The organism is Sphingomonas sp. Leaf32 (genome assembly GCF_001421765.1).
In the GTDB taxonomy this organism is placed as follows: Bacteria; Pseudomonadota; Alphaproteobacteria; order Sphingomonadales; family Sphingomonadaceae; genus Sphingomonas.
This window is the reverse complement of sequence record NZ_LMLA01000001.1, coordinates 518433-532236: the sequence shown is the minus strand read 5'-3', so window position 1 is coordinate 532236 and position 13804 is coordinate 518433. Positions and strand designations below refer to the sequence as shown.

Sequence of the window (13804 nt, the reverse complement as noted above, 5' to 3'; positions counted from 1 at the left end):
TAGCGGCGAAGTGGACCCCGGAACAAGTCCGGGGTGACGAAGGGATCGTACGACGCTCGGCAATCACCCTCGAATTGGCTGAATGTCGATCGCTCCTAGCGCTGTCGGGGGACCAGCAGCAGCCCGACGATGCTGGCCACCCCGGCCGCGCCCAGCACCGCGCCGACCGCCGACAGGCCATGCGACACCGATAGCGCCTGCGCGATGCTGGGCGTCAGCCCGCCGCCGATGACGCCGCCGACATTGAAGCCCATCGACGCGCCGGTATAGCGCACCCGCGCCGGGAACAGCGCAGGCAGCCACGCGCCGAGCGGCCCGTAGACTAAGCCCATCATCAGCAGCGCGAACGACAGCCACGCGCCAATCACGAACAGCGACCCGCCGCCGACCATCGGCGCCAGCAGCACGCCGGCCAGCACCACGCCGATACAACCGCCCGCCAGCACCCGCGCCGGGGTCGAACGGTCCGACAGCCACCCGGCCAGCGCGATGCCCGCCGCCATGAACAGGATCGCGACCAGCTGCGTCTGCAGGAACGCACTGCGGCTATAACCCAGCGTCGTAGTGCCGTAGCCGAGCACGAAGGTCGTCGCGATATAATAGAGCGCGAAGCAGGCGACGACGCCGAACGTGCCGGCCAGAGTCGCGCGCAGATGCGCGCCGGCCAGCTCGGCGATCGGAACCGCCGCCGGTGCTTCCTGCGCCAGCGCGCGGGCGAAGGCCGGCGTTTCGTGCAGCTTCACCCGGACCCACAGCCCCAACCCCACCAGCGCGACACTGAACAGGAACGGCAGGCGCCACCCCCATGCGGCGAAGTCCGCCTCCGACAGCATCAGGCCCAGCAGCAGGAACAGCCCGTTGGCGGCGATGAACCCGACCGGGGCGCCCAGTTGCGGCACCATACCGAACCGCCCGCGCCAGCCCGGCGGCGCATTCTCCACCGCCAGCAGCGCCGCGCCGCCCCATTCGCCGCCCAGCCCCAGCCCCTGCGCGAACCGCAGGGTGCACAGCAGCAGCGGCGCGACCCAGCCGACCATGGCGTAGGTCGGCAGGAACGCGATCAGCAATGTCGATCCGCCCATCAGCATCAGCGATGCAACCAGCGTCGACTTGCGACCCAGCCGGTCGCCGAAATGCCCGAACACGACCGCGCCGAGCGGCCGGGCGATGAAGGCGAGGCCGATCGACAGATAGCTCGCCATCAGCTGCGCCGATGCGCTGTCCGATGGAAAGAACAGCGGGCCGAAGACGAGGGTCGCGGCGGTCGCGTAGATATAGAAGTCGTAGAATTCGACCGACGTACCGATCAGGCTGGCGATCAGGATGCGGCGATGGACGCGCATGGGATGCGGTTGGGTCATGCGCCCGCGTACCGAACTGAACGGACAGCGCAAGAAGGTTTCACGTTAAGCGCGCATGGCGCAACTATTACTGCCGACCCTTTTTCGTCATTCCCGCGCAGGCGGGAATCCATAGGCGCTGACGTTTCGGCATGATCCGCGACGCCGGCGCATATGGACTCCCGCCTGCGCGGGAGTGACGACAACAGAGTGGCCTCCGCACACGCGCGGCGGAAAGGTCAGCGCGCGCTGGCGACCTTCACCGGCGTCAACTGCGCGACCCGGACTTCGGCATCGCGGTGCATTTCCTTGCGGCAACGCTGTTCGTCGGCGATGCGGCGCAGGCCGCTCATCTGCGACTGGCACATCCGCATCGCTGCACGGTCGATGCGCGCGTCGAGGGTGCGGCGACCTTCGGCCGAAGCGAGGTTCAGCCCGGCGATCGACACGCGGGCCGTGACCGGCTCGCGGACTTCGGCATGGGCGACGGAGGACAGGCAAGCGGCGGCGGTCGCCGCGAGGGCGATGAGACGGATGGTCATGGGGTAGCTCCTGCGAAAGCGTGCCCGTCGCGGCAGCGGTCGTCCGAAGTGACGCCGCCGTCCACCGGCACCGCCCCGATACGTCCGAGATATTGCACCGCAGCGAAGACTCGATGGCAATATGATGACGGTTCTGAAACGATTTCCTTGCTTGTCGCTTTACGGTTCGTTCCCTACCTGTTCGACGATGTCCGCACTTGCCCCCCCTGCCCCGACCCCGGCCGATGCCCCCTATCTGCGGGGCCTGAACGAACCGCAGCGCGATGCGGTGCTGACCACCGATGGCCCGGTGCTGGTGCTGGCGGGTGCCGGCACGGGCAAGACGGCGGCGCTGACCGCGCGGCTGGCGCACCTGCTGTATACGCGCAAGGCGTATCCGTCCGAAATCCTGTCGGTGACCTTCACCAACAAGGCGGCGAAGGAGATGCGCGAGCGCGTCGGGCGGCTGGTCGGCGATCTGGTGGAGGGGATGCCGTGGCTCGGCACCTTCCACGCGATCGGCGCGAAGATGCTGCGGCGGCACGCGGAACTGGTCGGGTTGCAGTCGAACTTCACCATTCTCGACACCGACGATCAGTTGCGGCTGCTGAAGCAATTGATCGTCGCCGCCAATCTCGACGAGAAGCGCTGGCCGGCGCGCAGCCTCGCCGGGCTGATCGACGGATGGAAGAACAAGGGGATGACCCCCGCCGATGTCGATGCCGGGGAAAGCGAACGCTTCGCCAACGGGCGCGGCGGAGAACTGTACCAGCAATATCAGGACCGCTTAAAGGCAGTGAACGCCTGCGACTTCGGCGATTTGCTGCTACACGTGCTGATCATCCTGCGCACCGACCGCGACGTGCTGGCACAGTATCAGCAGCGCTTCCGCTACATCATGGTCGACGAATATCAGGACACCAACAGCGTCCAGTATCTGTGGCTGCGGTTGCTGGCGCAGGAGCGGCGCAATCTGTGCTGCGTCGGCGACGACGACCAGTCGATCTATTCGTGGCGCGGTGCGCAGGTCGAGAATATCCTGCGGTTCGAACGCGATTTTCCCGGCGCGAAGATCATCAAGCTCGAACAGAATTACCGATCGACGCCGCATATCCTGGGCGCGGCATCGGGCGTCATCGCGCATAATGGCGGGCGGCTGGGCAAGACGCTGTGGACCGAAACCGATGTGGGCGAAAAGGTCCGGGTCATCGGCGTTTGGGACGGTCCGGAGGAAGCACGCCGCGTCGGCGAGATGGTCGAGCGCGGCCAGCGCGACGGCAGGAACCTCGACAATTTCGCCATCCTGGTGCGCGCGCAGCACCAGACGCGCGAGTTTGAGGAACGCTTCATCGGCATCGGGATGCCGTACCGGATCGTCGGCGGTTTCCGCTTCTACGAACGCGCCGAAATCCGCGATGCGCTGGCCTATCTGCGCGTCGTCAATCAGCCGGCCGACGATCTGGCGTTCGAACGCATCGTCAACGTGCCCAAGCGGGGCCTGGGCGACAAGGCGGTGCAGACGATCCATCGCTTCGCCCGCGCGACCGGCAGCTCGCTGATGACCGCCGCCGCGCGCATCCTCGATACCGACGAACTGACCGGGGCGGCGCGCAAGTCGCTGGGGCGGCTGGTCGGCGATTTCGCGCGGTGGCGCGACATGGCCCGCGACCTGCCGCACGCCGAACTGGCGCGGCAGTTGCTGGACGAAAGCGGCTATACCGCCATGTACCAGGCGGAAAAGACGGCGGAGGCCGCCGGGCGACTGGAGAACCTGACCGAACTGGTCCGCGCGATGGAGGAATATGAGTCGCTCGGCGCGTTCCTCGAGCATGTCAGTCTCGTGATGGATAACGAGGCTTCGGCGGAGGAGCCGAAGGTCACGATCATGACCATCCATGCCGCCAAGGGGCTGGAATTCGACACGGTGTTCTGCGTCGGATGGGAGGAAGGGCTGTTCCCGTCGCAGCGGTCGCTGGACGAAGGCGGCACCGCGTCCTTGGAGGAGGAGCGCCGCCTCGCCTATGTCGCGATCACGCGCGCGCGGCGGCTGGCGGTGGTGTTCCATGCCGCCAATCGCCGCATCTATGGCCAGTGGAATTCGTCGCTGCCCTCGCGCTTCGTCGGCGAACTGCCGCCCGAGCATATCGAGGCGGAAACGACCATGTCGGGCGGCGAAAGCCTGTGGCGGGCGAACTGGAGCGAACGGGCCGATCCCTTCGCCGATGTCGCGCGCGGCACCGGACGTGGGCCGGGGTGGCAGCGGGCGGCGTCGCAGGGGTCCGGCTTCACCCCGACCCCGTCGCGGGTGGTCGAGGCACGCGCCAGTGCGATCAGCCTGGGCAATAAAGGTCGCAGCGATCTGTCGACCGGACAGCGCGTCTTCCACCAGAAATTCGGTTACGGCACGATCGAGACGATCGAGGGCAACAAACTGGAAGTGTTGTTCGAGACGGCAGGCCAGAAGCGGGTGCTCGACACTTTCGTCACGCCAGGATGAAGCTGAATCAGTCCTGAACCGATGCTTGATGTGGATCAGCGACGGACGGGACGGATCGGCCTATGCTCTACCAAGTATCTGGTACGAGGAGGCCATGATGCCGACCGACAACATCGCCTATTATCGCCGCCGACTGGCCGAGTCGCGGCACCGCGCGGACGCGGCGAGCCTGCCCGAGGTGCGGCGGGTCCATGCCCAGATGGCGGAACGCTATTCGGCGATCCTGCGCGATGCCGAACGCGGCGTGGTGCGCCCGGTGCTGGGCATCGTCCCGCACGACTGACGACGGGGCGGGCGCGTACTGCGCACCGCCCCGCCGCCCGCTGCCTTAGGCGCGGCGGGCAGTCAGCCACTGGGCCGGCACCAGCGGCTTGGTCACCAGCCGCACTTCGCCGACGCTGCCGAAATAGCCGTCGTCGCGATCGCCGTCCCACCACGACGCCCCCAGCACCCATGGCATGTCGGCGGCCAGCGCCGCGATGCCGACCGTGCCCGACGTGTTGCGCAGCACCGGCGCGCCATCGACGTACAGGATGGTTTCCTTCGTCGTCGGATCGTTGACGATCGCCACGTGATACCAGGTGTCGAGCATGATCTCACCCGACCAGTTCGACTTCGCGCCGGTGGTAGCGCTGGCGGGAACGATCTCCCACTGCACTTCCTTGAGCGACGAGATGGCGAACAGCACCGGCGGCGCTTCGGGATCGCCGCCGGCAAAGCCGGGCAGCTTGCCGCGATTGCCGTCGCGGGTCAGGATATTGCCCCAGCGATGCTTGGCGACGGTCCAGTTCGCATCGACCTTGATGAAGGCTTCGACGGTATAGCCCGCGGAGAACGCCTGTGCATTCACCGGCGCGGTCTTCTGCGTGGTGAAATAGCTGTTCCGGCCGACGGTCTTGTCGGTGTTGAGGAAGCGGACGCTGCCCGGCGCCGACGACAGGCGGTGCTTGTCGGTGGTCCATACCACGTCGCCTTCCTGCGCGGTGCCGGTCAGCGTGCCGCGCACCATCGGATTGGCACCGGTGGCGTCGGACAGCGTTTCGCCCACGCGCACGACCTGGCCGTTGACGATGCCGCTGGCGACGCGCCAGTGCGCGGCGGTTTCGGCGATCAGCGGATAATCGGTCGCGTCGCGCGGCAGCACCTCCACCGGCGCGGCGGGTTCGGTATAGCCCGCCAGCAGCGTGTCGCGCACGCGCGGCAGGATCGACGTCGCCCCGGCGACCGCGGCGGCGGGGGCGAAGGTCGGCGCGAAGCGGGCGAAGCGCTTGCTGAAGTCCATCGCGATGCTGAAGCGTTCATTGGCGGTGGTCAGCACGGCGCGGTCGAACTGGTTCAGCGTCGCCTTGGGCTTCTGCACCACCCATGGCGAGAAGGACATCACGTCGATCTTCTTGTTGGTGAAGTCGAATTCGTACAGCCGCATCAACGCGTTGCCGCCCTGATACGCCATCTGGTAGTCGACCACCATTTCCTCGACCGGATTGCCGAAATTGTTCGTCTTGGTCAGGCGCGCGGCACCGTGGTGATGGCCGTTGAGCGTCATGAAAATCTGATCGTTGTCGCGGATCAGCTTTTCCCACAGCATCTTGCCATATTCGGTTTCGAGCGGGCTGGTGCCGTCCTTGTCGATGTTGAGCAACTGATGGTTCGACAGGATCGCCGGCAGTGTTGGATTGGCGGCGAGGATGCCGCGCGCCCATGCGATGCCGGCGTCCGAAATCCGCCATGACAGCGACAGGACGAGGAATTTGACGCCCTGCGCCTCGAACACATGCGCTTCGTGGAAGCCACTGGGATCGCGGGCAAGGAAGGTGGACTGGGCGCGCGCGCGGTTGGTGGGGAACCACGACAGATAGGGTTCGGCCGACAGATTGCGCTGCGCATCCGTGCCGCTCGCCTGGCTGGTGGCGTCGCGATAGTCGAGGTCGCTCAGCACGTCGTGATTGCCCGCGAGGATCGAATAGGGGACGCGCGCTGCCTCCAGCTGGCGCATCGCGGCGTCGGCGACCTTCCACTGGTCGGGCTTGCGCACCTGATCGACCACGTCGCCCAGATGGATCACGAACGGGATCGAATAGCGCGCGGCATTCTCGGCGATCCAGCGCGTCTGCGCGGCGAAGGGTTCGCTGTTGTACTTGCGCGAGAATTGGAGATTTTCCTCCAACGTCGCATAGCGCGAATAGAATTGCGTGTCGGGCAGCACGGCGATGCTGAAGCTGGCGACGGCCGTGGGGGTCGGCGTGGGCGTCGGGGTCGGCGTGGGCACGGCAACCGCACCGCTTCCCTTGTCGTCGCAGGCCGCGAGCAACGGCATACCGACCGATGCGACCGAAAGCTGCGCGGCACGGCGCAGGAACAGGCGGCGGGTTTCGCTGCGATCGACGGGCGGCGTAGGGGTATCTGACATGGTGACTGGCATTCCTGGTATACGATAGCGGGACTAGAAATGCGGTACGGTGTGGACATTACGGCCGGACGGCGGATCGATGACCTATTGGTTACATCCGAATAATACCAAAATAGGACCATATTGATATGGGAACGCTGCGTTTGGCGGGCCGTTGACGCTGCGATCCGAACGAAAAGGAATCCCCCATGCCGTATGTGAAGACCCGTGACGGAACGAGCCTGTTCGTGAAGGACTGGGGACAGGGCCGCCCGGTCGTGTTGATCCATGGCTGGCCGCTGTCGGCCGATAGCTGGGACCCGCAGGCGATGGCGCTGGCCGATGCCGGATACCGTGTGATCGCCTATGACCGGCGGGGCTTCGGCCGGTCGGATCAGCCCTGGTCGGGCTATGACTATGATACGCTGTCGGACGATCTGGCCGATGTGCTGAAGGAAACCGGCGTCACCGACGACATCGCACTGGTCGGCTTCTCGATGGGCGGTGGCGAGGTCGCGCGGTACATGTCGCGCCATCACGGCAAGGGCGTGACCCGCGCCGGCTTCATCGGGTCGGTCGTGCCGTACATGCTCCAGACCGACGACAATCCCGACGGCGTGCCGCAGGACCAGCTTCAGGAGATCGCCGACAATATCAAGGCGGATCGCCCGAAGTTCTTCCGCACCTTCTTCGACCAATTCTATGGCGTGGGCTTCATCACCAGCCCGGTGAGCGAGGAAGTGCTGGACCTGTCGTGGAACACGGCGATGCTTGCCGGCCTGAAGCCGACGCTGGCTTGCGCGGAATCGTTCGGGACCACCGATTTCCGTCCCGACATTCCCTCGATCACCGTACCGACGCTCGTCATCCACGGGACGGCGGACCAGACGGTGCCGATCGACGCGACCGGACGGGCGCTGGCCAAGGCGCTGCCGAATGCGACGCTCATCGAATATGATGGCGCGCCGCATGGGCTGTTCGCGACGGAGAGCGACCGATTGACCGAGGATTTGCTGACGTTCCTCGGGCGGTAACACCGTCCGTCACCCCGACGCAGGCCGGGGTCCATGGATACGAGGCGTCGCCATAGAGCCGATACCGTCCGTATCCATGGATTCCGGCCTTCGCCGGAATGACGATGGTGGTCGCCCAAGCCCCGCCCCAACACCCCCCAAGCCGATCTGCATTGCCCCGGCCCGCCACCGGACCTAAACCCTGCCTATGTCCGCGTCCCCGCACCCGCTGTCGATCGCGCCGTTCCGCGCCTATTTCCTCGCGCGCCTGTCGAATACGCTGGCACAGATCGCGATGGTCGTGGTGATCGGGTGGCAGGTGTACGACATCGCGCGCGAGACGATGACGATCAAGCAATCGGCGTTCCAGCTCGGCCTGATCGGCGTCGCGCAGTTCCTGCCGTTGCTGGTGCTGTCGCTGGTCGCGGGGTGGGTGGCCGACCGGGTCGACCGGCGCTGGATCGCGCGCGGGTCGGTCGCGCTGGAAGGGGGCTGCGCGCTGTTGCTGGCGTGGCTGACCTATAGCGGCGGCATCACCCTCCCCTGGCTGTTCTTCGTCGCCGCGCTGCTGGGCGTCGCCCGCGCCTTTGCCGGGCCGGCGTTGCAGGCGCTGGCCCCCAACCTCGTGCCGCCCGCCGTGCTGCCCACCGCGATCGCGATGAGTTCGATCGCGTGGCAGGGCGGGTCGGTGCTGGGGCCGGCGATGGGCGGCTATCTTTACGCCTTTGGCCATTACCTGCCCTACGCCGTGTCGGCGGGCCTGTTCCTGTTCGGGCTGGTCATGCTGTTCCTGATCCCGCCGATCCCGCGCGCGGCGATCACCGGCAACCTGAATCCGTGGCGGCAGATGCTCGACGGCCTGTCCTATGTCCGGCGCAACCGGTTGGTGTTCGGGGCGATTTCGCTCGACCTGTTCGCGGTGCTGCTGGGCGGAGCGACGGCGATGCTGCCGATCTATGCCCGCGACATCCTGCAGATCGGTGCGGACGGCCTGGGCCATCTGCGCGCCGCACCGGCGTTGGGCGCGGTGGCGGTCGCGGCGGTGTTCGCGATCAAGCCCCTGTCGAAGGATGTCGGCGCCAAGATGCTGCTGTCGGTGATGGGCTTCGGCGCGGCGACGGCGCTGTTCGGCCTGTCCGCGCCGCTGCTGATCCCGGTGTTCGGGCAGGCGGCGATCGGCAGCGACTTCGCGCCCGCCGCGATCCTCGCGCTCGCGTCGCTGTTCGTCGTCGGCGCGACCGACATGGTGTCGGTCTATGTCCGCCAGTCGCTGATCCAGCTGCACACCCCCGATGCGATGCGCGGTCGGGTCGGCGCGGTATCGACGCTGTTCGTGTCGGGATCGAACGAACTGGGCGAGGCGCGGTCCGGCTTCCTCGCGGCACTGGTCGGCCCGGTCGTCGCGGTTGCGGGCGGCGGGGTGCTGGCGATCGGCGTTACGATGCTGTGGTCGCGCCTGTTCCCCGAATTGCGTGCCGCACGGAGCTTTACGCCGCCGCAAGATTTGGAAGTCCTTCCCAAGGAGACACAGCCATGAAGGCCGATACCATCCTGCAAACGATCGGGAATACCCCGCACGTCCGCGTCCGCCGGCTGTTCGGCGATGCCGAGGTGTGGATCAAGTCCGAACGCTCCAACCCCGGCGGGTCGATTAAGGACCGCATTGCGCTGGCCATGATCGAGGCGGCCGAAGCGTCGGGCGACCTGAAGCCCGGCGGCACGATCATCGAACCGACCAGCGGCAATACCGGCGTCGGGCTGGCAATGGTCGCCGCGGTCAAGGGCTACAGGCTGATCCTGGTCATGCCGGAGAGCATGAGCATCGAGCGGCGTCGCCTGATGCTGGCCTATGGCGCCAGCTTCGACCTGACGCCGCGTGAAAAGGGGATGAAGGGCGCGATCGAGCGTGCGCACGAATTGGCGGCGGAGACGCCCGATGCGTGGATTCCGCAACAGTTCGAAAATCCGGCGAACATCGACGTCCATGTCCGCACGACCGCACAGGAAATCCTGCGCGACTTCGCCGACAGCCCCATCGACGTCATCATCACCGGCGTCGGCACCGGCGGCCACATCACCGGCGTCGCCGAGGCGCTGAAAGAGAAGTGGCCGAACCTGAAGGTGTTCGCGGTCGAACCCGAACTGTCGCCGGTCATCTCCGGCGGGCAACCGGGACCGCACCCGATCCAGGGCATCGGCGCGGGCTTCGTCCCCGCCAACCTCCACACCCGCGCGATTGATGGCGTCATCAAGGTCGATGCGGCGGTGGCGAAGGACATGGCCCGGCGCTCGGCGCGCGAGGAAGGGATGCTGGTCGGCATCTCGTCCGGCGCGACGCTGGCTGCGATCCTGCAGAAACTGCCCGACCTGCCCGAAGGGGTGCGCGTGCTGGGCTTCAACTATGATACCGGCGAACGATATCTGTCGGTGCCAGACTTCCTGCCCGAACAGTAACTATATCCCACCATCTCCTCCGTTCGCTTCGAGCGGAGGATCGAGCTTGTCGAGATCCGTAGTCGAGAAGGCGCCACCGGCGTGACGTTCTCGACAGACGCTTCTCGACAAGCTCGAAAGCTGCTCGAACCGAACGGAAGATTTTTGGCGAACATGCCACTGGACGTAACACCGACGCGAAACGGCATCCGCACCGGATCCACCGCGATCGACGGCGTGCTGGTCGCACTGTCGATCGCCGCCGCCGTCGTGCCGGCGGCGATCGTCGAGCACGCGCCGCCGGTCCGGGTCGAGCCTCGGGTCGCGGGCGCCCAACGCGGCGCTGCCGGTCCCGCTACCGGACCGACCATCCCCCCGCCCCCGGTCGAGCCGGCCGAGTTTCGCAACCTGCCGCCCGACGAAGCGCGGGCGTTCAATGCGACCGTGCCGTTCTTCGACGGTCCCAACCCGACGGCGCGTCCGTTCCGCTTTGCCGGCGATGCGGAAAACCGGACGCGGGCGACCGATTGCCTCGCCGCCGCCGTGCTGTACGAAGCGGGCGACGATGCGAAGGGCCAGCGCGCCGTGGCGCAGGTCGTGCTGAACCGCGTGCGCCATCCCGCCTTTCCCGCCAGCGTGTGCGGCGTGGTGTTCCAGGGATCGGAGCGCCGCACCGGCTGCCAGTTCACCTTCACCTGCGACGGCGCGCTCGCCCGCGCCTATCCGGACGCCTTCTGGGAACGGGCGCGCCAGGTCGCGGCGGCGGCACTGGCGGGCAGCGTCTATGCCCCCGTCGGCTATGCCACCCATTACCACACCGACTGGGTCGTCCCCTATTGGCAGTCGAGCCTGTCGAAGATCGCGGCGGTCGACACCCATTTGTTCTTCCGCTGGGCCGGCTGGTGGGGCACGCCGGGCGCGTTCCGGCAGCCGGCGCTGGGCATCGAGCCGCGCATCCTGCAACTCGGCCCCTATTCGCCGGCGCACAAGCTGCCCGAAGTGCTGGCGGTCGAACAGGAAGCCGGGATGCTGGCCGGGCACTTCGCGGGCGGATCGATACCGCGCGCCAGCAGCGACGATCCCGACACCTTCCTCGTCACGCTCGACAGTGCGGGACCGCCCGATGGGTGGCCTGCCCTTGCCGCTGCCGCCTGTGGCGACCGGGCGCGGTGCAAGTTCCTGGGCTGGCGCGACCGGTCGGCGGTGCCGGCGCAGGCGGCGGCGGCCAATGAACCGGCGGCGGTCGAGGCGATGTCGTTCGGCTATTTCCGCGACCGGGGCCAGTCGCTCGAACGCCGGCTGTGGAACTGCCAGCAGGTGCCGCGTGCCGCCGCGGAGTGTATGCGCCGTGCCGCGCCGCCACCCCCGCCCCCGGCCGCTGCGCCCGCCATTATCCGGTCGGACCCGATTCAGCCCGGCGCACCGCTGACCGGCGTGCGGCGGCGGAGCGATCCGGCGCCGGCGCCTACTCCAGTCGCGCCATAGGTCGCGCCATAGGACGAGGGCGGAGCGACAGCCCCGCCGCTTCGTCACTCCGGACTTGTTCCGGGGTCCGCGGTGCGGCGATCGGTGCGACCAGAGTTTCCATCGGCGGCGTTCGAGGCACGGTGGACCCCGGAACAAGTCCGGGGTGACGGGAAGGATCTTTCGAACAGATCAAACACCGGCAATTGCCTTGCTACCTTGCCACGACCCGGCGCCACCAACCCCCAGCAGCGCCCGTGCCAACGGCCAGGCATCCTCGACCGCTAGATCGGAAATGTCCGGCCGCCCGATCCCCTTCGCGCCCGCCGTGTCCACCCGCACCGTCGCGACGCCGAGCAGCCGTTGCAGTGGTGATCGGGTGACCGACACGCTCTGGATATTGGCCAGCGGGACGATCCACGCCTGTTTCGCCAGCACGCCGCGCATGACCTGCAACGTGTCGCCGACGACCGCATAACGATGCCGCCGTCGCGCCAGCAGCGCGCTCACAACCGGGATCGCCACCAGCGGCAGCGCAAGGCCGGCGAGCGGCAGGAACCAGCAGGCGACCGCGATGCCGACCAGCGGCACCCCGCCGCGCACGATCGCCGCGCGCACGACATGCCCGAAGGCGACGGGACGCAGCGGCAACGGATCGAAGGCCGGATAGTCCGCCGCCGCCAGCACGCCCGTCACTTCTTCGTCGCGGGCGAACGGCGCGACCTGTTGCCGTCCGCCGACATCGTCGCTGCCGCCCAGCGTCTGCAACCGCAGGCTCGACCAGCCGAGCCGCCCGCTGACCATGCCGCGTTCGATCAGCGCCAGCTGAATCCGCCGCAGGCTTACGACCACTTCGGTCCGGGTCGTCAGCCCGCGCAACCGGCGCAGGCGGCCGCCCTCGCGCTCCAACCGGAAACCATGGTCGATGAAGAAGGTCCGCGCGACCCCGCTGATCGCGCCGACCGCCAGTGCGACGATGGCGGCCAGCAGCGCGAACAGCGGCGTGGCGAGCGCCAGCGCCTCCCGGCGGGCAACACCCGCCCAGTCGCGCCAACCGTCCCAGTCGAGACCGAACAGATCGCCGACCTGATTGATCGCGGCGAACAGCACGCCGACCCATACCAGCGAAAAGCCGAACAGGCCCATGGTCAGCACGCGGCGCGTATCCATCGCGAACACGACGTCGCGCGACGGAATTTGCCCTGTCGTCGCCGCGACCGGTGTTTCCCGACCCCGCAGCACCGCGCGCAGCCGGGCAGCTTCGCCCAGCGACACGCTGTCGAGCGACGCCTCGTCCGCTTCCCCGCCGCCGGTTTCGATCCGGACGCGCGCCAGTCCGAAGATGCGCGCCAGCAGCTTCTGGTCGATCGACACGTCCTGGATGCGTTCGAACGGGATCGAGCGGCGGTTACGGTGCAGGATGCCGTCGGCGATCACCAGTTCGCCGTCCGCGATGCGATAGGTAAACGACCGCCATCGCAGCCACGTTACCAGCCCCGCGCCGACCAGCACCAGCGCGGCGACCCCGGCCATCACCAGCCATCCGCCCCGCGATGCGGCGGCGGACAGCGCGACGAGACCCGCGACATTCTGCGGCGCCTTTACGACGATCCGGAGCGCGATGGTGCCCGGATGCAGCCGTCGCGCCGCATCGGGCGCGCTCACCATGGCGAGGCGCCGATGGCCGCGCGGATGCGGTCGCGCACCCCTTCGGCCGTTTCGCGCGACAGGCCGGGGACGGTGACCCGGCTATGGTCGGTGCCGGCGGTATGCAGCACGACCGTCGCGACGCCGCAGGCGCGTTCGATCGGCCCTTGCGACAGGTCGATATGCTGCACCCGCCCGATCGGCACGATGGTATGCACGCGCATCAGCCAGCCATGGGCGACCTGCAGTTCCCGGTCGTCGAGCGCGAAGCCCCAATGCGCGAACCTGCGCGCCGGCGCGACGAAGGTCAGCCATGCCCCGATGGCGAGCGCCGGCACGGCGGCCAGACCGTTCATCGGTCCCTGATCGGCAAGGATCAGTTCGCCGATCCCGGCCACCGCCAGCAGGATCAGGGCCTTCACCGCACCGCGCCAGCGCAGGACGTTCAGGAACCGGCGGTCGAGGGAGCCAAGCGTGGGGGTATCATCCATGGCCGGTGT

Annotated in this window: 11 protein-coding genes; 6 read left to right on the top strand and 5 right to left on the bottom strand. The window is 67.6% G+C overall.

All coding sequences use genetic code 11. From position 1 onward, the window contains the following. Positions 1-95 precede the first annotated feature (95 nt). A complete protein-coding gene (locus ASE83_RS02575) occupies positions 96-1361 on the bottom strand; it encodes an MFS transporter (RefSeq protein ID WP_200921830.1) in 1266 nt (421 codons plus the stop codon). Between the two features lie 218 nt (positions 1362-1579). Then, complete coding sequence (locus ASE83_RS02570; protein WP_055785490.1) at positions 1580-1882, bottom strand: UrcA family protein; 303 nt, start codon at positions 1880-1882, stop codon at positions 1580-1582. A 187-nt stretch (positions 1883-2069) separates the two neighbouring features. On the opposite strand from ASE83_RS02570, the gene ASE83_RS02565 reads away from it, so the two are divergent. Together ASE83_RS02565 and ASE83_RS02560 are read left to right on the top strand one after the other, a co-directional pair. Beyond that, complete coding sequence (locus tag ASE83_RS02565; RefSeq protein WP_055785492.1) at positions 2070-4358, top strand: ATP-dependent helicase; 2289 nt, start codon at positions 2070-2072, stop codon at positions 4356-4358. A 97-nt stretch (positions 4359-4455) separates the two neighbouring features. Further along, the gene (locus tag ASE83_RS02560; RefSeq protein ID WP_156352600.1) at positions 4456-4641 is read left to right on the top strand and encodes a hypothetical protein; all 186 of its coding nucleotides are present in this window, start codon (positions 4456-4458) and stop codon (positions 4639-4641) included. Between the two features lie 45 nt (positions 4642-4686). Here ASE83_RS02560 and ASE83_RS02555 read toward each other — a convergent pair whose 3' ends face one another. Next, the gene (locus ASE83_RS02555) at positions 4687-6768 is read right to left on the bottom strand and encodes a LamG-like jellyroll fold domain-containing protein (RefSeq protein WP_082443031.1); all 2082 of its coding nucleotides are present in this window, start codon (positions 6766-6768) and stop codon (positions 4687-4689) included. A gap of 188 nt (positions 6769-6956) precedes the next feature. Here ASE83_RS02555 and ASE83_RS02550 point away from each other — a divergent pair, with 188 nt between their 5' ends. The 4 genes from ASE83_RS02550 to ASE83_RS02535 all read left to right on the top strand — a co-directional run bounded on the left by ASE83_RS02550 (position 6957) and on the right by ASE83_RS02535 (position 11678). Then, positions 6957-7781 carry an alpha/beta fold hydrolase gene (locus ASE83_RS02550; protein WP_055785498.1) on the top strand — a complete coding sequence of 275 codons (825 nt, stop codon included), beginning with the start codon at positions 6957-6959 and terminating at the stop codon, positions 7779-7781. Between the two features lie 187 nt (positions 7782-7968). Beyond that, a complete protein-coding gene (locus ASE83_RS02545; RefSeq protein WP_055785499.1) occupies positions 7969-9297 on the top strand; it encodes an MFS transporter in 1329 nt (442 codons plus the stop codon). Continuing rightward, a complete protein-coding gene (gene cysK / locus ASE83_RS02540) occupies positions 9294-10214 on the top strand; it encodes a cysteine synthase A (RefSeq protein WP_055785501.1) in 921 nt (306 codons plus the stop codon). Before ASE83_RS02545 ends, cysK begins: the two co-directional genes overlap by 4 nt. Positions 10215-10367: 153 nt before the next feature. After that, positions 10368-11678 carry a cell wall hydrolase gene (locus ASE83_RS02535; protein ID WP_200921831.1) on the top strand — a complete coding sequence of 437 codons (1311 nt, stop codon included), beginning with the start codon at positions 10368-10370 and terminating at the stop codon, positions 11676-11678. Between the two features lie 171 nt (positions 11679-11849). On the opposite strand, the gene ASE83_RS02530 is transcribed toward ASE83_RS02535, so the two are convergent. Beyond that, positions 11850-13325 carry a PH domain-containing protein gene (locus ASE83_RS02530; RefSeq protein WP_055785503.1) on the bottom strand — a complete coding sequence of 492 codons (1476 nt, stop codon included), beginning with the start codon at positions 13323-13325 and terminating at the stop codon, positions 11850-11852. Then, a complete protein-coding gene (locus tag ASE83_RS02525) occupies positions 13319-13795 on the bottom strand; it encodes a PH domain-containing protein (RefSeq protein WP_055785505.1) in 477 nt (158 codons plus the stop codon). Before ASE83_RS02525 ends, ASE83_RS02530 begins: the two co-directional genes overlap by 7 nt. Positions 13796-13804: the final 9 nt, after the last annotated feature.

Excerpts from the sequence above, each read along its gene's own strand:
- ASE83_RS02550 (WP_055785498.1), top strand. The coding sequence starts at position 6,957 with ATGCCGTATGTGAAGACCCGTGACGGAACGAGCCTGTTCGTGAAGGAC.
- ASE83_RS02525 (WP_055785505.1), bottom strand. The coding sequence starts at position 13,795 with ATGGATGATACCCCCACGCTTGGCTCCCTCGACCGCCGGTTCCTGAAC.
- ASE83_RS02560 (WP_156352600.1), top strand. The coding sequence starts at position 4,456 with ATGCCGACCGACAACATCGCCTATTATCGCCGCCGACTGGCCGAGTCG.
- ASE83_RS02530 (WP_055785503.1), bottom strand. The coding sequence starts at position 13,325 with ATGGTGAGCGCGCCCGATGCGGCGCGACGGCTGCATCCGGGCACCATC.
- ASE83_RS02555 (WP_082443031.1), bottom strand. The coding sequence starts at position 6,768 with ATGTCAGATACCCCTACGCCGCCCGTCGATCGCAGCGAAACCCGCCGC.
- ASE83_RS02535 (WP_200921831.1), top strand. The coding sequence starts at position 10,368 with ATGCCACTGGACGTAACACCGACGCGAAACGGCATCCGCACCGGATCC.
- cysK (WP_055785501.1), top strand. The coding sequence starts at position 9,294 with ATGAAGGCCGATACCATCCTGCAAACGATCGGGAATACCCCGCACGTC.
- ASE83_RS02565 (WP_055785492.1), top strand. The coding sequence starts at position 2,070 with ATGTCCGCACTTGCCCCCCCTGCCCCGACCCCGGCCGATGCCCCCTAT.
- ASE83_RS02575 (WP_200921830.1), bottom strand. The coding sequence starts at position 1,361 with ATGACCCAACCGCATCCCATGCGCGTCCATCGCCGCATCCTGATCGCC.
- ASE83_RS02545 (WP_055785499.1), top strand. The coding sequence starts at position 7,969 with ATGTCCGCGTCCCCGCACCCGCTGTCGATCGCGCCGTTCCGCGCCTAT.
- ASE83_RS02570 (WP_055785490.1), bottom strand. The coding sequence starts at position 1,882 with ATGACCATCCGTCTCATCGCCCTCGCGGCGACCGCCGCCGCTTGCCTG.